General features: G+C 41.6%; 20 protein-coding genes. All 20 read left to right on the top strand.

What is annotated here, in order from left to right; all coding sequences use genetic code 11:
* Window positions 1–26 precede the first annotated feature (26 nt).
* The 20 genes from OFN73_RS01595 to hisA all read left to right on the top strand — a co-directional run bounded on the left by OFN73_RS01595 (window position 27) and on the right by hisA (window position 18,429).
* A complete protein-coding gene (locus tag OFN73_RS01595; RefSeq protein ID WP_333720325.1) occupies window positions 27–590 on the top strand; it encodes a DedA family protein in 564 nt (187 codons plus the stop codon).
* Window positions 583–1,032: a ribonuclease domain-containing protein gene (locus OFN73_RS01590; protein ID WP_270861940.1), complete on the top strand. Its 450-nt coding sequence runs from the start codon at window positions 583–585 to the stop codon at window positions 1,030–1,032. Before OFN73_RS01595 ends, OFN73_RS01590 begins: the two co-directional genes overlap by 8 nt.
* Complete coding sequence (locus OFN73_RS01585; RefSeq protein WP_270861939.1) at window positions 1,032–1,289, top strand: barstar family protein; 258 nt, start codon at window positions 1,032–1,034, stop codon at window positions 1,287–1,289. The genes OFN73_RS01590 and OFN73_RS01585 overlap by 1 nt, the downstream gene beginning before the upstream one ends.
* Window positions 1,290–1,370: 81 nt before the next feature.
* The gene (gap, locus tag OFN73_RS01580; protein WP_270861938.1) at window positions 1,371–2,375 is read left to right on the top strand and encodes a type I glyceraldehyde-3-phosphate dehydrogenase; all 1,005 of its coding nucleotides are present in this window, start codon (window positions 1,371–1,373) and stop codon (window positions 2,373–2,375) included.
* Window position 2,376: 1 nt separating this feature from the next.
* The gene (locus tag OFN73_RS01575; protein WP_270861937.1) at window positions 2,377–3,588 is read left to right on the top strand and encodes a phosphoglycerate kinase; all 1,212 of its coding nucleotides are present in this window, start codon (window positions 2,377–2,379) and stop codon (window positions 3,586–3,588) included.
* Complete coding sequence (locus tag OFN73_RS01570; protein WP_270861936.1) at window positions 3,585–4,277, top strand: triose-phosphate isomerase; 693 nt, start codon at window positions 3,585–3,587, stop codon at window positions 4,275–4,277. Before OFN73_RS01575 ends, OFN73_RS01570 begins: the two co-directional genes overlap by 4 nt.
* Entirely contained in the window at window positions 4,274–5,092 is an 819-nt protein-coding gene (gene fabI / locus OFN73_RS01565; RefSeq protein ID WP_270861935.1) for an enoyl-ACP reductase FabI, read from the top strand. Before OFN73_RS01570 ends, fabI begins: the two co-directional genes overlap by 4 nt.
* A 53-nt stretch (window positions 5,093–5,145) precedes the next feature.
* The gene (locus OFN73_RS01560; protein ID WP_270861934.1) at window positions 5,146–6,126 is read left to right on the top strand and encodes a 3'-5' exonuclease; all 981 of its coding nucleotides are present in this window, start codon (window positions 5,146–5,148) and stop codon (window positions 6,124–6,126) included.
* Window positions 6,119–6,955: a DNA ligase gene (locus tag OFN73_RS01555; protein ID WP_270861933.1), complete on the top strand. Its 837-nt coding sequence runs from the start codon at window positions 6,119–6,121 to the stop codon at window positions 6,953–6,955. The genes OFN73_RS01560 and OFN73_RS01555 overlap by 8 nt, the downstream gene beginning before the upstream one ends.
* Before the next feature lie 44 nt (window positions 6,956–6,999).
* On the top strand, window positions 7,000–7,989 hold the full coding sequence (galE, locus tag OFN73_RS01550) for a UDP-glucose 4-epimerase GalE (protein ID WP_270859375.1): 990 nt from the start codon (window positions 7,000–7,002) through the stop codon (window positions 7,987–7,989).
* 4 nt (window positions 7,990–7,993) lie between these two features.
* Window positions 7,994–8,440, top strand: a complete 447-nt coding sequence (locus OFN73_RS01545; RefSeq protein ID WP_270861932.1) for an acyltransferase — start codon at window positions 7,994–7,996, stop codon at window positions 8,438–8,440.
* 119 nt (window positions 8,441–8,559) lie between these two features.
* A complete protein-coding gene (pglJ, locus tag OFN73_RS01540; RefSeq protein ID WP_270861931.1) occupies window positions 8,560–9,687 on the top strand; it encodes an N-acetylgalactosamine-N,N'-diacetylbacillosaminyl-diphospho-undecaprenol 4-alpha-N-acetylgalactosaminyltransferase in 1,128 nt (375 codons plus the stop codon).
* Entirely contained in the window at window positions 9,680–11,851 is a 2,172-nt protein-coding gene (locus tag OFN73_RS01535; RefSeq protein ID WP_270861930.1) for an STT3 domain-containing protein, read from the top strand. The genes pglJ and OFN73_RS01535 overlap by 8 nt, the downstream gene beginning before the upstream one ends.
* Before the next feature lies 1 nt (window position 11,852).
* Window positions 11,853–12,980 carry a glycosyltransferase family 4 protein gene (locus OFN73_RS01530; RefSeq protein ID WP_270861929.1) on the top strand — a complete coding sequence of 376 codons (1,128 nt, stop codon included), beginning with the start codon at window positions 11,853–11,855 and terminating at the stop codon, window positions 12,978–12,980.
* Complete coding sequence (gene pglC / locus OFN73_RS01525) at window positions 12,973–13,578, top strand: undecaprenyl phosphate N,N'-diacetylbacillosamine 1-phosphate transferase (RefSeq protein WP_270861928.1); 606 nt, start codon at window positions 12,973–12,975, stop codon at window positions 13,576–13,578. The genes OFN73_RS01530 and pglC overlap by 8 nt, the downstream gene beginning before the upstream one ends.
* The gene (locus OFN73_RS01520; RefSeq protein WP_270861927.1) at window positions 13,565–14,164 is read left to right on the top strand and encodes an acetyltransferase; all 600 of its coding nucleotides are present in this window, start codon (window positions 13,565–13,567) and stop codon (window positions 14,162–14,164) included. The genes pglC and OFN73_RS01520 overlap by 14 nt, the downstream gene beginning before the upstream one ends.
* Window positions 14,165–14,226: 62 nt before the next feature.
* Window positions 14,227–15,321, top strand: a complete 1,095-nt coding sequence (gene pglE / locus OFN73_RS01515; protein ID WP_270861926.1) for a UDP-N-acetylbacillosamine transaminase — start codon at window positions 14,227–14,229, stop codon at window positions 15,319–15,321.
* The gene (locus OFN73_RS01510; RefSeq protein WP_270861925.1) at window positions 15,318–17,108 is read left to right on the top strand and encodes a polysaccharide biosynthesis protein; all 1,791 of its coding nucleotides are present in this window, start codon (window positions 15,318–15,320) and stop codon (window positions 17,106–17,108) included. The genes pglE and OFN73_RS01510 overlap by 4 nt, the downstream gene beginning before the upstream one ends.
* A 2-nt stretch (window positions 17,109–17,110) precedes the next feature.
* The gene (hisH, locus tag OFN73_RS01505; RefSeq protein WP_270861924.1) at window positions 17,111–17,722 is read left to right on the top strand and encodes an imidazole glycerol phosphate synthase subunit HisH; all 612 of its coding nucleotides are present in this window, start codon (window positions 17,111–17,113) and stop codon (window positions 17,720–17,722) included.
* On the top strand, window positions 17,722–18,429 hold the full coding sequence (hisA, locus tag OFN73_RS01500) for a 1-(5-phosphoribosyl)-5-[(5-phosphoribosylamino)methylideneamino]imidazole-4-carboxamide isomerase (protein ID WP_270861923.1): 708 nt from the start codon (window positions 17,722–17,724) through the stop codon (window positions 18,427–18,429). Before hisH ends, hisA begins: the two co-directional genes overlap by 1 nt.
* The last annotated feature ends 11 nt before the right edge of the window (window positions 18,430–18,440 follow it).

The following is an 18,440-nucleotide window of genomic DNA, read 5'->3' as shown; positions in this document are numbered from 1 at the left end:
TTAAGCGGGTAAATTTCATGGATTCTATGTTTGAAAACCTCCATACTTGGGGATATTTACTACTTTTTTTATACACTTTGGGCGGTGGATTTATCGCCTTGGTGGCTGCTGGAATTTTAAGCTTTACAGGCGAACTTAATATTTGGGTTTGCATAGCCGTGGCCTGCGTGTCGAATTTCTTGGGCGATACGGGGCTGTTTTGGGTCAGTCGCTACAACAAAAAAGATATCATGCCATACCTAAAAAAACAGCGCCGAAATTTGGCTTTGTCGCAAATTTTATTCAAACGATACGGCGATAGGATAATTTTAATCCAAAAATTCATCTATGGGCTAAAAACCTTGGTTCCAATCGCCATTGGTATCACAAAATACTCGTTTTTGAAATTTAGCATTTTAAACGCGGTTAGTTCGCTTGTGTGGGCGCTTATCATCGGACTTTTGAGCTTTTATGCTGGGGATTTCGTCCAAGAAATCTACTCTCATATCAAAGAAAAACCTTATATCGCGCCACTAATCCTAGCTTTGGTTGTAGCAGCGATAATTTGCTATTTTAAATTTGCAACCAAAAAAAGAATCAAAAGTGAGTAAAAAATTTCTAAATTTTGCCCTGATTTTCGGGGTTTTAGCATTAGCTTTATTTTTATTTTATGGCAAAAATTCTATTTCGCAAAGCACGCAAGATAATGGCGCACAAGCGCCAGTAAGCGAGCTTTGCATTAGCAAAGAGTGTGTGAGCGAGCATATCAAAGCGCACGGAAAACTGCCTTCAAATTTCATCACTAAAAAGCAGGCAAACGCTCTTGGTTGGAGCGGTGGCGATCTGCACGCATACGCGAAGGATAAATCGATCGGTGGGGATAGGTTTGGAAATTACGAGCGCGCGCTTCCAGCTAAAAAGGGCAGAATTTACACAGAGGCTGATATTGATTACAGGGGTGGTGCTAGGGGCAAAAAACGGCTAGTGTTTTCAAACGACGGCTTGATTTTTTACACAAAAGACCATTACAAGAGCTTTGAGAGGGTGCAATAATGAAGCAAATCACAATCGACGCAGCCAAAGTAAAAAGCAAAGCCGGACTTTATAAATTCATCGCCAAACGCCTAAAATTCGAGCCTGATTACATTACAAACCTAGACGCACTTTACGATGCGCTAACCGAGAGAAACGATGCTGAATTTATCATAGAAAATGGCCAAATTTTAAAAGATAAATTTGGCGAATTTTATGAAATTTTACTAAGCGTTTTTATTGATAGTGGCGTGAAATTTAGCGTCAAAAACAGCTAAATTTTAATCCATTTTACCGTTAATTAACCCAAATTTTTGTAATATTATAAGATTTTTAAAATTTCATTTTAAGGAAAAATTATGGCAACAAAAATTGCAATTAACGGCTTTGGACGCATCGGCAGATGTGCAGCCAGAATCGCGCTAAATCGCGATGATGTAGAGCTAGTGGCTATCAACGATACCGCTAAACGCGACCTTACTAGATACTTGCTTCAATACGACACAGTTCATGGGGAATTTAATAAAAAAGTTGAAATCATAAACGATGATTACATCGCAGTAGATGGCAAAAAAATCAGAGTTTATAGCACCAGAGACGCTAGTGAGCTCGATTTCGCGGGGCTTGGTGCCCAGGTCGTGCTAGAATGCACGGGAGCATTTTTAACCACAGAAAAATGCAAACCATTTTTGGATAACGGCATTAAACTTGTCGTTATGAGCGCCCCTGCTAAGGACGATACTCCGACTTATGTAATCGGCGTAAATCACGAAAGCTACGCAGGCGAGAGCGTGATTTCAAACGCTAGCTGCACCACAAACGGACTTGGCCCTGTGGCTAAAATTTTAGACGATGAGTTAGGTATCGAAAAGGGCTTAATGACTACAATCCACGCCTATACAAACGGCCAAAGCCTAGTCGATGTCAAAAGCCGTGATTTCCGCAGAAGTCGTGCGGCAGCGTGCAATATCATACCGACTACGACAGGCGCAGCCAAGGCAATTAGCCTGATTTTGCCACAGCTTAAAGGCAAAATGCACGGACAAGCTGTGCGCGTGCCAGTAGCAAATGTTTCAATGGTAGATTTGACCGTATCGACAAAAAAAGAGACCACAGCTGACGAGCTAAATGAAATTTTTAGAAAATACGCTAATGGCGCAATGAAGGGAATTTTAGTCGTCGATGATGACAAACGCGTATCAAGCGATTTTTGCACTTCGACATTTTCGACAGCAGTGGCGAGCGATTGCACGCAGGTGATTGGCGGAAATTTAATCAAAGTGCTAAGCTGGTATGATAACGAGTGGGGTTATAGCAACAGATTGGTTGATTTAGCGGTTTTCGCAGCGTCAAAAAGGGGTTAAAATGAGCCAAATTTTAGATATTAAGGATTTGAATTTCACAGACGGCGCAAAAGTTTTTATTAGATGCGATTTTAATGTGCCTATGGACGAGTTTGGCAATATCACAGACGATCGCAGAATCCGCTCATCAATCCCTACAATTCGCTATTGTTTGGATAATGGCGGTTGCGTGATTTTGGCAAGTCACCTTGGCCGCCCAAAAAACGGCTATGAGGAGAAATTTAGCCTTCGCCCTGTGGCGAAAAGACTTGGCAGATTGCTTGATCGCGAGGTTAAATTTGTCGATGATATCGTAGGGGAGCGCGCTAGCAAGGCAGTTAGCGAGCTAAAAAAGGGCGAGCTTTTATTATTAGATAATTTGCGTTTTGAAAAGGGCGAAACCAAAAACGACACTGAATTAGCCAAAAAATTAGCTAGTTTTGCCGAATTTTATGTAAATGACGCATTTGGCGTATGCCACAGAGCGCACGCAAGCGTCGAGGCTGTGACGAAGTTTTTCGACAACGAGCACAAAGCAGCTGGATTTTTGCTACAAAAAGAGATTAAATTCGCCGCTGATTTGATCAAACGCCCAGCGCGTCCTTTCGTAGCTGTAACGGGCGGTAGCAAGGTAAGCGGAAAGCTTCAAGCTTTAAAAAATTTGCTACCAAAAGTCGATAAACTCATCATCGGCGGCGGTATGGCATTTACATTTTTAAAAGCCGTGGGCTATGACATAGGAAATTCGCTTTTAGAAGAGGATTTGATCGAAGAGGCCAAAAATATCTTGCGCAAGGGCAAGGAATTAGGCGTTAAAATTTATATCCCAGTCGATACTATCGCAGCCCCTGCTTGCTCGCAAGATTCTGTTATGAAGCGCGTAACGGTTCAAGAAATCCCAGCTGGCTGGATGGGGCTAGATATCGGACCTGCGACCGTGGCGCTTTTCAAAGAGGCACTTGATGATGCGCAAACTATCTGGTGGAACGGCCCTATGGGCGTGTTTGAGATCGATAAATTTGCGCGCGGAAGTATGCGTATATCGCACTTCATCGCCGATAGCGACGCTACGACCGTCGTGGGCGGTGGCGATACAGCCGATGTGGTCGAAAGAGCCGGAAACGCCGATGATATGACATTTATCTCCACAGGTGGTGGGGCTAGCTTGGAGCTAATCGAGGGTAAAGAGCTTCCTGGCGTGAAAGTCCTAACTATCGAGGATAGTGAGCAATGATACTAGCCGCAAATTTAAAATGCAATCACACTAGGGCTAGTTTCGAGCGTTATTGCGAAATTTTAAATGCAAATTTGGGCGATGAAATTTTATCAAAACACGAAATTTTGGTATTTCCGCCAAGTGTGGCTTTAAATTTGGGAAATCATAAATTTATCCAAGGCGCACAAAATTTCTACCCATGCCAAAACGGCAGTTTCACAGGCGAAATCGGCAAGGAAATGCTGGGCGAGTTTGGCATAAACTGCGTTTTAATCGGACATAGCGAAAGACGCGAAATTTTAGGCGAAACAGACGAATTAATCGCAAAAAAATTCGAATTTGCAAAATTGCAAGGCTGGAAAATCGTATTTTGTATCGGCGAAAACGAGGCTGTGTATAAAGAGGGCAAAACCAAGGAATTTCTAAATTCGCAACTAGAAAAAATCGATTTAGATTACCAAAATTTGGTTATTGCTTACGAGCCGATTTGGGCGATTGGCACGGGAAATACAGCCACGAGCGCGATAATTGATGAAATTTTAAGCTTTTTGCACACCAAAACAAAGGCGCCTTTGCTTTATGGAGGAAGCGTAAATCTCAAAAATATCGCCGAAATTTCGCAAATTCCAAGTTGCAACGGCGTTTTAGTGGGAACGGCTAGTTGGAACGCAGAAAATTTCATAAATCTAATCAAGGAAGCAAAATGATACTAAAAGGTAAAAAAGGGCTAATCGTCGGCGTTGCAAACAACAAATCTATCGCTTATGGCATTGCGAAAATTTGCCACGAGCAAGGGGCAGAGCTAGCTTTTACATTTTTAAATGACGCTTTGAAAAAACGCGTCGAGCCGATTGCTGCGGAGCTTGGAAGCGATAAAATTTATGAGTTAGATATCAACAACGACGAGCATTTGGCGAATTTGCGCGCGAGTTTAGAAAAAGATTTTGGCAAATTTGACTTCGTGCTTCACGCTGTGGCATTTGCCCCACGCGAGGCGCTTGATGGCAAATTTATCGACACTACAAAAGATGCTTTTAATATCGCTATGCAAACTTCGGTTTATTCGCTGATTGCGCTTACAAATGCAGTCGAACCGCTATTAAATGACGGCGGAGCGATTTTGACATTAAGTTATCTTGGTGGCGTGAAATTTGTGCCACATTACAATGTCATGGGCGTAGCAAAAGCAGCGTTAGAGAGCTCAGTTCGCTACCTAGCGCACGATTTGGGCGAGCGCGGAATTCGCGTAAATGCGATTTCAGCGGGTCCGATTAAAACTCTCGCAGCTAGTGGTATCGGCGATTTTCGCCTAATCCTAAAATACAACGAAAAAAATGCCCCGCTCAAACGAAATGTGGATATTTTCGAAGTCGGCAAATCTGGCGCGTATTTGCTTAGCGACTTTGCCAGCGCAGTTACTGGCGAGATTCACTATGTCGATTGCGGTTATAACATAATGGGCATGGGCGACATCGCCACCGATGACGAGGGCAACACAATCCTAGCGATTGATAAAAACTAATCCTTTTATCCGCCGTTTTGGCGGATAAACTAGCTTGATTTTATGGAAAATTTATGAATAAAAAACAATCTTACATTTGCGTTTTTGACTGCGAAACTGTGCCTGATACTGCGGCTTTGCTTCGAATTTTAGACAAAGAAATCATTGATGAGTGCTATGATGAATTTGACAAAAAAAAATATGCCAAAATTTTGCTTGCTGGAATTGATGCGAAAATTCAGAGCAAAAATGATAGCATTTCAAACACTCTACCTAAAATTTACGGCGATGAGCCGATTTTTAACGATGATAAAAGCAAAATTTTAAACCACAAAAAACTCTCAATCGCGGCAATGGCGCATTTCAAGGAAAAAACAGGAAGCGAGTTTTTGCCCATAAATTTCCACAAAGTCGTAAGTATCAGCGCGGTTTTGGCTGATGAATTTGGCAAATTTGTGCGTGTAAGCACCCTGCAAGCAGACGATGAAAAGGGCAAAATCAAAAAATTTATCGATTTTATCAACTCTCACAATCCACGCCTTGTAAGCTTCAACGGGCGTGGCTTTGATTTGCCGATGATTATGGTGCGCGCAATGGTGCATAATATCAGTGCCAGCGAGTATTTTTGCACCGATGATAAGCTTGCGAACAAGGATAAATGGACGAATTATCGCTCGCGATATGACGGGGTTTTTCATCTTGATTTGCTCGATCATATTTGCGATTTTGGCTCTGTTAGGGGGCTCAAACTCGACTTTTTGTGCGCGTCTTTGGGGCTGCCTGGCAAATACGATGTGCATGGTGATCAGGTTTTGGAGCTGTTTTATGACGAAAAGGGCGATAAAATCGACGAATATTGCCAGAGCGACACATTAAATACCTATTGGCTTTTCTTAAAATACGAGCTTTTGCGTGGCAAAATTTTGCTAAATGATTATTTGGATAATCTAAATTTGATGAGCGAGTATCTGCAAAAACACTGCGCCGATATGGGGTATAGCGAGATTTTTTGCGAATTTATCGCGCGCGAGATTGAGAAATTTAAAAATGAATAAATTTGCAAAAACGCTTTTTTGTATTTTTTTATTTTTCACAAATTTGGCTTTTGGCGATGAATTTCGCCCAATGCTACTGAAAGAATACAAAAAAGGTATGGATATCTCAGGCTGGGTCGTAAGCGAAAAACTCGACGGAATCCGCGCTATATGGGACGGCAAGACCCTTCGCTCACGCAAGGGCAAAATCATAAATGCTCCCGAATCTTGGACAAAAGGATTTCCAGATTTTATGATTGAAGGTGAGCTTTGGAGCAGGCGAGGCGAGTTTGAAAAAATCGCTTCGATTGTGAGCAAAGCCACGCCAGATGAGCGTTGGAGCGAGATTAAATTTTATATTTTTGATATGCCAAATGAGAGAAAAAATTTGTTTGAAAAGATGAAAATTTTATCAAATTTCATCGAAAAAAACGGCGTGCAAAATTTAGTCGTAATCCCGCAAACTCCGGTTAGTTCGCACGAACAAATCGAAGAAATGCTAAATTTGGTCGTTGATAGTGGCGGTGAGGGGCTGGTGATCCGAAATCCATACGCGCTGTATGAGAGCGGGCGCAGTGCAAATATCCTAAAATACAAAAAAATGCGCGATAGCGAGTGCAAAATTACGCACATAAACCCAGGATATGGCAAAAACAAGGGCAAAATGGGTTCTGTAACTTGCGTGGATATAAAAAGTGGAGTGAAGTTTAAAATAGGGTCTGGTTGGAGCGATGAGTGGCGCGCAAAACCCCCTAAAATCGGCACTATTATCACTTATCAATACCAAAATTTAACAAGTGAAAAAAAGCCTAGATTTCCTACATTTTTGCGCCTTAAACCTGCAATTTAACAAATTAGGGTATAATCAAAAAATTTTTTTAAAAGGAAAATGATATGAAAATTTTAGTTACAGGTGGCGCTGGATACATCGGCTCGCATGTTTTAAAGCAACTTTTAGAATCAAATCGCCATGAAATCGTGGTTGTCGATAATCTTTGCAAAGGCTCAATGAAGGCAATCGACGCGCTTAAAAGCGTGGGCGAGTTTGAATTTATCAAAGAAAATTTGGAAAATTTGCCAGTAATCGAGGAAATTTTTAAAAAAGGAAAATTTGACGCGATTATCCATTTCGCGGCGTTTATCGAGGTTGCCGAGAGTGTGAAAAACCCGATAAAATACTATCTAAACAACACCGCAAACGCGATAAATTTAATCGCGCTTTGCCAAAAATACGGCGTGAAAAACTTCATTTTCAGCTCCACAGCGGCAACTTATGGCGAGCCAGAAAACGGCAAAGTAACCGAGGAAAGCCCGCAAGCTCCGATAAATCCGTATGGCAAAAGCAAGCTTATGGTCGAGTGGATACTAAAAGATACAGCCGCTGCGAATAAGGATTTTAAATTTGGAATTTTGCGCTATTTCAATGTCGCGGGCGCGTCAAGCGACGGACTAATCGGTCAAAACTATCCAAACGCCACTCACCTAATCAAAATTGCAACCCAAACAATCACTGGCAAACGCGACAAAATGTATATTTTCGGCGATGATTACGACACCAAAGACGGCACTTGTATCAGGGACTATATCCATGTCGAGGATCTCGCGAGCGCGCATTTAGCGGTGCTAGAATACTTGCAAACCAACGACAGCAATGTCTTTAATGTGGGTTATGGCACTGGATTTAGCGTCAAAGAGGTCATCAGCGAGGCTAAAAAGGTAAGTGGAGTGGATTTTGCGGTCGAAATCGCGCCACGCCGCGAGGGCGATCCAGCTTGTCTAATCTCAAATGCTTCAAAAATTCGTTTCCAAACAACATGGGTTCCATGCCACGAGGATTTAGACGAGATAATCCAAAGTGCGTTAAATTGGGAAAGAAAGATTTAAAATTTTGCTAAAAAGAAAATTTAAGAATTTTATTAACCGCTTGCGTGGCGAGGTAAGCACCGAGTGGCTCGTCGCGCACGGTATGAAAGTCGGGCGAAATTTTGCTAGGCAGACAAATGTCATCTTAGATCCGCACCATTGCCATTTGATTGAGATTGGCGATAATGTGACTTTGGCTCCACAGGTTTATATTTTAGCTCACGATGCTAGCACACAGATGTTTTTAGGGCGAACCAAAACTGCACCTGTTAAGATTGGAAATAGAGTTTTTATTGGCGCTAGAAGTCTAATAATGCCAGGCGTTAGCATTGGCGATAATGTTGTTATCGGTGCTGGTTCTCTTGTAACAAAAGATATCCCTTCAAACTCGCTAGCATTTGGTAGTCCAGCTAAGGTCGTTAATACTCTTGATGATTATTTAGAAAAAATGAAAATTAAAAATAAATGGTAGAATTTAAATATAAAAAAATATGAATTTAAATATATGAGAATTAGTTTTGCAAATGAATTTATATTTTTATTCAAAATTTATAATGCCGATAAAAAATCTAATTAAAAAGTGGTAAAAAAATGAAAAAACTAAGTGTATTTATTTATTCTATGGCTGGTGGTGGGGCTGAGCGGGTCGTGAGCAACCTTTTACCCGAACTTTGCAAGGCTTACGAAGTACATTTGATTTTGATGAACGATAGGATTTTTTATGAAATTCCAAATTCGGTGCAGGTGCATTTCATAGAAAAATCAGCCCCTTTTGAAAACGGTTTAAAAAAGCTAATCAAACTGCCATTTTTAGGGATAAAATATAAAAATTTATGCAAAAGATTAGGCATTGATATTCACTTTGTATGGATGAATCGACCTTGTTATGTGGCTGGTTTTGCGCGAATTTTTGGAGATAAAAAACCTTTGATAATCAACGAGTGTTCGACGCCAAGCGTGCTTTATAAGGAGCCGAATTTCAAATCGAAAATCAGCAAATTTTTGCTTAAATGGCTCTATCCGAAAGCAGATTTTATCTATCCAAATTCGCTTGGCAATTTGGCCGATTTGCGTGATAATTTTGGCATAAATCCCGCTAAAATGGGTGTTTTATACAATGCGCTAAATTTAGACGAAATCGCGCAAAAATCACAAGAAGCAATTAGCCAAGAAAAGCCGTTTTTCCTAAGCGTTGGTAGGCTTGATGCCGGGAAAAATCACGAGCTTTTGATTCGTGCTTATGCAAAGCTTAAAAATTGTGATAAAGATTTGCTGATTTTAGGCGATGGCGTGTTGCGTGAGAGTTTGCAAAATTTAATAAACGAGCTTGGGCTAGAAAATAGAGTAAAATTACTCGGTTTTGATAACAATCCTTATAAATATATGTCAAAATGCTATGCTTTTGTTTTCGTTAGCCTTTTTGAGGGCTTTTCAAACGCGCTAATCGAAGCTTTGGCGTGTGGAAAACTCGTCATTTCTAGCGATCATCAAAGTGGCGCAAGAGAGCTTTTAGGAGATGATGAATGGGGCGTATTAGCCCGCGTAAATGATGAAGAGGGCACCATAAAAGCTATGCAAAAAGCGATTGATGAGCCTGAATTTGTAAAAATTTATGAAAAAAAGGCTAAAATAAGAGCCGCTTTTTTTGACAAAAAAAAGATAAGCAAAGATTTAATTTTAAAAATTGAAGAAATCGACAAAGGATATAGGGGTGAATAATAGCGCGCAAAACACGCAAAATGGGGCAAATTTGCCACAACAAAAAGGCGGCGTTTTTAAATTTATTAAAAATTTTGAACTCTCCAAACATTTGTTAATTTTGATTATTTTAGCTTATGGCGTGAGCGTGATTTTTAGGCTGTATTGGGTGTATTGGGCGAGTGAATACTCTCACATACTTTCGTGGAATAATCAAATCATGATCAACACAAACGACGGATATGCCTTTGCTGAGGGGACGAGGGATTATTTGGCTGGATTTCATCAGCCAAATGATTTAAGCTACATTGATTTTCCCCTAGCCAAGCTAACCGCGTTATTAGCGCAGATTACGCCATTTTCGCTAGAAACCCTATTTTTGTATATGCCGGTTGTTTTTTCATCGCTTATCGTCGTGCCGATTTTGCTCATTTCGGCTGAATTCCGCGCCCTTAGGGCTGGATTTATCGGCGCGCTAGTTGCTTGCGTGGCAAACAGCTACTATAATCGCACAATGGCTGGGTATTATGATACTGATATGCTAAATATCGTCTTGCCGATGTTTATCTTGTGGGCGTTTATCAGGGTTTGCACCAAGGGCGATGCTAGGGCGCTGTTTTTCACAGGCGCATTTGGGATTTTTTATCTGTGGTGGTATCCATCTAGCTTTTCTCTAAATGCGATGATGTTGGGTATGCTAGTGCTTTACACACTGATTTTTGCGCGCAAAAATTTGGTGAATTACGAAGCGATAATTATATTTTTACTAGCGATTTGTTTTTATTATTTGTATATTAAAATTTTGCTTTTTTTGGCGATTTTTTATTTTTTTGCTTACAAAAAAGAGCTTGTAAATTTTAGAATTTTGCTTGGCGTGGGAATTTTAGTTTTTGCGATTTTTATTTATTGCGGTGGATTAAATCCGATTATTTTCTATGCTAAATTTTACATTTTTCGCTCGCTCGCGGACAATCCTGACACGGTTTTTCACTTTTTTAATGTCAATCAAACTATCCAAGAAAGCGGTCTGGTGCCAAAAGAGGTCTTCATGCGCCGTATTAGTTCGAGCGTGATTGTGTTTTTGGTGGCGTGCGTAGGGTATGTGGTGCTGTGTTTTAGGCACAAAGAGTTTTTGCTCTCACTGCCACTTTTGCTTTTGGGCTTTGCGGCAAACAAAGCTGGGCTTAGATTTACCATTTATGCTGTGGGCGTAATGGGGCTAAGCTTTGGGTATATTTTGTATTTTTCGGTAAAACGGCTAAATCTGCCAAAATTTGCCGGTCGTATTATCTTGCTAGCCTTGACTATTTTGGCACTTTATCCAGCGTGGCAACACATCAAGGCCTACACCGTCGAAACTGTCTTTTTCAAAAGCGAGGTTGAGGTTTTAGACAAGCTCAAAACTATCGCCGATCGCGAGGATTACGCGCTTGCGTGGTGGGATTATGGCTATGTCATAAGGTATTATTCCGATGTCAAAACCCTAATCGACGGTGGCAAGCACCTAGGCAACGACAACTACCCGGTAAGTTTCGCGCTTTTGGCTGATCAATACAGCTCAGCGCACATGGCGCGCGTAGATGTCGAATACACAGAGCGAAATTTCACCGAGAAATTTCCAAATAAAATAAAGCAAATTTTAGCCGATTACAAGCTCGATGATTTCAATGCGTTTTTGCTAAATTTAAGTCTGCCGGATTTCAAAACACCAGCCAAAACTCGCGATATTTATTATGTCTTGCCGGATCGCATGATGAGCATACTCTCGACCGTGTCGCAGTTTTCGAACATCGACATAACCACAGGCAAAATGAAAAAAGATAAAATTTTCATTGCTAGTGAGAGGTTTTGGCAAGATGAGAGCGGTATAACTATGGATAATGGTATCAAAATCGCAAATAACTTGCTTAGCATAGAGGCTGAGGGCAATAAATTTCCGATAAATACATTTTTCGAAACCAGCCACAACGCTAGTGGCAAACTCGAAGTCAAAGAGATTAAAGTCGATAGTTCGGCGCAATTTTCGATAATTTATATGAAGGATTATGGCAGATTTTTGCTGCTAGACCCTGAAATGCTAAATTCGACCTATATTCAGCTTTTTGTGCTCGAACGCTACAAAAGCGATCTTTTCGAGCCTGTGGTTTTAAGCCCAGCTGTGAAAGTTTATAGATTAAAGAAATAAAATGGCGAAATTTGGTTTCCTTTCACACTCTGATATGAGCATTTATTTTTTCAGAGCGCCCATTATGCGGGAGTTACAGCGTCTTGGTCACGAGGTTTTTGCGATAGCGCCACGCGGAAATTATACGGCGGATTTGGAAAAAGAATTTATTAGCGTAACTTACGATTTAGACAAAGCCAGTCTAAATCCGCTCAAAGTATCGCAAAATACGGCAAATTTGGCTGGAATTTTAAAAAAGCTAAATTTGGATTTTTTGCAAACTTCGGCGCACAAATCAAATGTTTTTGGCACATTTGCGGCCAAAAAGGCTGGAATTTCGCGTGTGTTAAATTTAGTCGAGGGTCTAGGAAGCTTTTATATCGACACAGATCTTAAATCTCGCATGGTAAAATTTAGCATTGAAATGCTCTATAAAAGGGCGTTTGCGCAAAGTCAGGGTTGCATTTTTGTCAATGATAGCGACCCTGATTATATGCTCTCTCGCGGACTTATTAGCGAGAATAAAATTTTTCGTATTAAAAGTGTCGGCGTAAATAGCGAAATTTTCGACGAAAACGCTCACGAGCGCGCGAGCCTGCCTGAAATTACAAAGGGCAAAAAAATCGTGCTAATGAGCGGTCGTGCGCTGTGGCATAAAGGAATTGCCGAATTTTACAAAGCTGCTGAAATTTTAAAAGAGCGCAAAGACGCTTGTTTTGTCTTCGCAGGCGATGTTTTTGCGGGAAATAAAAGCTCGGCTGATGAGGCGTTTTTGCGCTCGGGAAATGTTGTTTGGCTAGGGTGGAGAGATGATGTGGCGGCGCTTTATAAGGCGTGCGATATTTTCGTGCTTCCAAGCTACAAAGAGGGCTTTCCGCGCACCGTTTTGGAGGCTATGAGTATGAGCAGGCCTTGCGTGGTAAGCGATGTGAGTGGCTGTATCGAGGCTGTGAGCGATGGTGTAAATGGGCTAATCTGCAAGGTTAGAAACGCGAGCGATTTGGCTAAAAAGATTGAAATGCTACTTGATGATGAGAGTTTGGCGCGCAAAATGGGGCAAGCTGGGCGCAAAATGGTGGTCGAAAACTACGATGAGAAAATCATAGCGAAAAAATATATTGAAATTTACAGGAAATTTATCGATGTATAGGGCATTTTTCAAACGATTTTTGGATTTTTTTGGGGCACTTTTTTTGATAATTTTGACTTCGCCACTTATGATTGTAACATATTGTCTAATCCGCAAAAACATAAGTAAAAGTGCGATTTTCACGCAATCCAGGCCAGGGCTTGACGAAAAAATTTTTAAAATTTACAAATTTAAAACAATGAGTGATGAGAGGGACGCAAACGGCGAACTTTTAAGCGACGAACTGCGTCTAAATGAATACGGCAAAAAAATCCGCGCTCTAAGCCTCGATGAGCTTCCGCAACTTTTCAATGTCCTAAAAGGCGATATGAGCTTTATAGGACCCAGACCTTTGTTGCCAGAATACCTGCCGCTTTATAATGAAGAACAAAAGCTTCGCCACAGCGTGCGACCGGGCATAACGGGGTTAGCGCAAGTAAATGGTCGAAATGCCATTAGCTGGGCGAAAAAATTTGAATTCGACACGCATTACGCTAAAAATTTAAGTTTCGCGCTAGATTTAAAAATCGCGCTTTTAACCATAAAAAAAGTTATCAAAAAAGACGGCGTTAATAAAGAAGGCATGGCGACAACGGAGAAATTCAATGGAAAAAACTAAAATTTATATTTACGGCGCAAGCGGTCATGGCAAGGTCGTAGCAGATGTCGCAAAAAGCGTTGGTTATAAAGAAATCGTTTTTTTAGACGACAATGGCGAGTTAAAATTTAGCCCTGATTTGCCGAAATTTCCCGTTATAATCGCAATCGGCGATTGCAAAATCAGAGCAAATTTACAAAAAAAAGTCAGCGAGGCAGGTTTTGAAATAGCCACACTTATCCATGAAACTGCCGTGATTTCGCCATCGGCTAAAATCGGGCGTGGCGTTGTTATCATGCCAAATGTCGTGGTAAATGCAGATGTGATTATCGGCGACGGGGTGATTTTAAATTCAGCCTGTGTAATCGAGCATGATTGCGTGGTGGGCGAGTTTAGCCACATTTGCCCGCGCGTGGGCGTGGCTGGAAACACCAAAATCGGGCGTGGCGTGTGGCTTGGGATCGGCTCGTGCGCTATTCAAGGCATAAATATTGGCGAGAGCTCATACATTGGGGCTGGAAGCGTCATCATCTCAGATATCGCCCCATTTAGCCTAGCTTACGGAGCCCCAGCAAGAGTGATAAAAAACTTGTCAAATTCTAGGTAAAATTTTAAAAAATTTAACTTTATGATAGTAAAATACAGGCTTTTATTTATAGGAGATTATAAATGGCAAGAATATTTTTAAGCCCCCCAAATATGGGCGGAAACGAACTAGAATACATAAAAAAAGTTTTTGAGAGCAACTACATCGCGCCACTTGGCGAGTATGTTAATAGATTTGAAAAATCAGTTTGCGATTACACTAGCGCGAAATCAGCTCTCGCGCTAAATGCCGGCTCAGCCGCACTTCATTTAGCCCTACGAACGCTAGGCATAAAAGACGGCGATGTGGTGCTTGGATCGACTTTTACCTTTATGGCGAGCCTTAATCCGATCTTTTATGAGCGTTGCGTCCCTGTGCTAATCGACAGCGACGAAAGCTGGAATCTAAGCCCCGAGCTTCTAAAAAAGGCAATCAAACTAGCGCCCAAAAAACCAAAAGCCCTAATCCCAACCCACCTTTACGGACAGGCTGCGAAAATGGACGAGATAATGGAGATTTGCGAAAATGAAAATATCGCCGTTATCGAGGACGCAGCTGAGGCACTTGGCGGATTTTACAAAGGCAAAGCCCTTGGCACGATTGGCGCGTGTGGTGCGCTAAGCTTTAATGGCAACAAAATCATCACCACAAGTGGCGGCGGAATGCTAATTTCGAACGACGAAGCCTTAATCGCCAAAGCAAGGTATTATAGCACGCAAGCCAGAGAGCCACTTTTGCATTATGAGCATTTGGATTATGGCTATAACTACCGATTAAGCAATGTTTTAGGCGCGATTGGCGTGGGACAAATGGAAGTTTTGGAAAAAAGAGTAGAGCGAAAAAGAGAAATTTTCGCACTTTATAGTGAGCTTTTGAAAGACTGCGCCGAGTTTATGCCAGAAATCGAAAATTCACGCGGAAATAGATGGCTTACAACATTGGTTTTCAAAGAAAAAAATGCTCACTTACGCGTAATCGACGCACTAAATAAAGCCGATATCGAAAGCCGTCCGCTATGGAAGCCAATGCACATGCAGCCAGTTTTCAAAGGCGCATTAAGCGTGCTTGATGGCACGAGCGAGGATCTATTTAGTCGCGGAATTTGTCTGCCAAGCGGAAGCGATATGAGCGATGAGCAGGTCGCAAAAGTCGCCGAAATTGTAAAGAAAAGCTTATGATTTTTAGACCGACCAAGCTCAAACGCTTCGCATTTTTTCTGATTTTAGATATTTTAATCTCGATTTTTAGCGTCGCAATCGCCTTTGTTTTGCGTTTTAGTGGCGATATTCCAAACGAATTTTACAAAGGCTTGCTACTAAGCGCGACCCTAATTACCGCTATTCGCATTGCGTATTTGTGGTTTATGAAAATTTATCTGGTGCCGTGGCGATTTTTCGGGCTTTACGAAGCGCGCAAAATTTTCTACACGCACATTTTCACGGCTTTGACATTTTTGGCGATTTTCTTTTTAATGGAGAATATTTTCAACCCCTTCCCGCGCTCTGTGATTGCCATAGATGCGGCGATTTGCTTTATTTTAATCAGTGGAGTAAGAATCTCAAAACGCATGTTTTTATTGCACGAAAAGTCAAATTCTAGCGCCAATGAACCCTGCGTCGTCGTGGGTGCGACTAGCAAAACCGTGCATGTGCTAAAAGGTATGCGCCAACACCACATAAACTACTATCCTGTGGGCGTCGTCGATGGTAGAAAAGAGCTAGTGGGCACATACTGCGAAAATTTCGTCGTGCGCGCAAAAAGCACAATCCCAGAAATGATAAAAGAAAGTGGCGCCAAAACCGCTATCGTGGCACTTTCGCTGCACCCAGAAGATCTCAAAGAGCTCTATGATGAGCTTATTGCGTATGGGCTAAAAGACATTAAGCTTTTCTCGCTTTTGGAAAACGATCAGAAAAAAATCCGAGATATTTCGATCGAAGACCTGCTCGCGCGCAAACCAAAGGATTTGGATAAAGAGGCGATTAAAAATTTCATCGACGGTAAGGTCGTTTTAGTAACTGGCGCAGGTGGCACGATAGGAAGCGAGATTTGCAAACAATGCTTGAATTTCGGTGCAAAACGGCTGATTATGGTCGAGCATAGCGAATTTAACCTTTATCAAATCAACGAAGCCACGAACGCAGATTCTCGCAACGAATTAAAAATGATAAATATCGTTTATCGCGATGAATTCGATGAAATTTTTGCCGAATTTAAGCCTGATGTCGTGGTGCATGCAGCAGCGTATAAACATGTGCCACTTTGCGAATTTAACCCGCATTTAGCGGTGAAAAACAATGTCCTTGGCACGAAAAATGTCGTGGATTTATCCAAAAAACATGGCGTTAAAAAGGTCGTTTTAATCTCCACTGACAAGGCCGTGCGCCCTACAAATATCATGGGCACAACAAAGCGAATTTGCGAGCTTTATAGCTTAAATTCGAGCGATGAAGCCACTCAAATCGTGGCTGTGAGATTTGGAAATGTGCTAGGAAGTAGCGGAAGCGTAATCCCGAAATTTAAACGCCAAATCGAAGCAAACGAGCCACTTACGGTTACGCACCCTGATATCGTGCGGTATTTTATGCTAGTGAGTGAAGCTTGTCAGCTAGTGCTTCAAGCAGCCTCAATCGCCAAAGGCGGGGAGCTTTTCGTGCTTGATATGGGCGAACCTGTCAAAATCGCAGACCTTGCCAAACGCATGTTGCAGTTAGCCGGAAAAGAGGAGCTTGGGATTAAATTTGTAGGACTTCGTCCTGGCGAAAAGCTTTACGAGGAGCTTTTGATCAACGAAAACGATAAAAGCACGAAGTATCAATCAATCTTTGTTTCAAGCTTTACAAAATACGATTTAGAAAAGCTAAATTCGCAAATTTCAGAGCTTGTAAATGCCCAAAACTGCGAAGTTGCCGCAAAACTCAAAGAGATTGTGCCAGAATTTGACCATAAATTAAATAAGGATTGATTTTGATAGGGATTGTTGATTATGGTGCTGGAAATATACGAAGCGTGAAAAACGCCCTTAGCTTTTGTGGGGCGAAATTTGAGCTAGTGAGTGAGCCTGAAAAACTTTTAAAATGCGATAAAATTCTCCTTCCTGGCGTTGGGGCGTTTGGCGAAGCAATGGCTAAACTAAAAAGCGCAAATTTAGATGAAGCAATAAGAGAATTTGTCGCAAGTGGGCGGTATTTTTTGGGAATTTGCCTTGGTATGCAACTTCTCTTTGACAAAAGCGCGGAATTTGGTTCAAGCGAGGGGCTTGGGATAATTAGTGGCGAAGTGGTGAAATTTGATGAGAGCAAATTTAGCGAGAGTTTAAAAGTCCCGCACATGGGCTGGAACACGCTGGAATTCACAAGGCAAACACCGATAAATTCGGGACTTGAAAGCTCTGTTTATGCGTATTTCGTGCATTCTTATCACGCGCTTTGCGATGAAGAATTTATCCTAGCAAAGACGGCGTATGGGTATGAATTTCCTAGCGCAGTTTGCAAAGAAAATGTTTTTGGCTTCCAGCCACACCCCGAAAAAAGCCACGAAAATGGCATAAAAATAATTAAAAATTTCACGGAGTTATAATGGAAATTTTACCTGCGATTGATTTAAAAGAGGGCCTTGCTGTGCGCCTTAGCAAGGGCGAAATGCAAAGTGCTAAAATTTATTCAAAAACCCCTTGGGAATTAGCCAAAAAATTCGAAGATTTTGGGGCGAAATACCTGCATTTGGTAGATTTAGACGGAGCGTTTGCGGGAGAGCCGATAAATTTCAAAACAATTGAGAAAATCGTAAATTCGACAAATTTAAAGGTCGAAGTGGGCGGTGGAATTCGCGATGAAAAGCGCATAAAAGACTACCAAAATTTGGGCGTTTATAGATTTATTTTAGGCTCAGTTGCGCTAAAAAATCCAAATTTTGTCAAAGAAATGTCGCCAAAATACAATATCGTCGTAGGAATCGACGCTTTAAACGGCATGGTCGCAACCGAGGGCTGGGCAGATGTGAGTAGCATTAAAGCGACTGATTTGGCTAAGCTTTACGCAGGAGCGGGAGTTGGCGCGATAATCTGCACGGATATCGGCAAAGATGGCATGCTATGTGGCGTAAATGTGGGATTTACCGAAGCAATCGCCGAAGCTAGCGGGATTGATACAATCGCAAGTGGCGGCGTGAAGGACATTAGCGATATTTTGGCGTGCAAAAACAGCGGCAAAATCGCAGGCGTGATTGTCGGCAAGGCATATTACGAGGGCAGTATCGATTTGGAAAAAGCGTTTAAAATTTTGTGATATCGTAATGA

Origin of the sequence: Campylobacter sp. JMF_14 EL1 (assembly GCF_027737585.1) — a bacterium.
Lineage (GTDB): Bacteria > Campylobacterota > Campylobacteria > Campylobacterales > Campylobacteraceae > Campylobacter_B.
The sequence above is the reverse complement of the archived record's forward strand: the minus strand, read 5'-3'. Positions and strand labels throughout refer to the sequence as shown.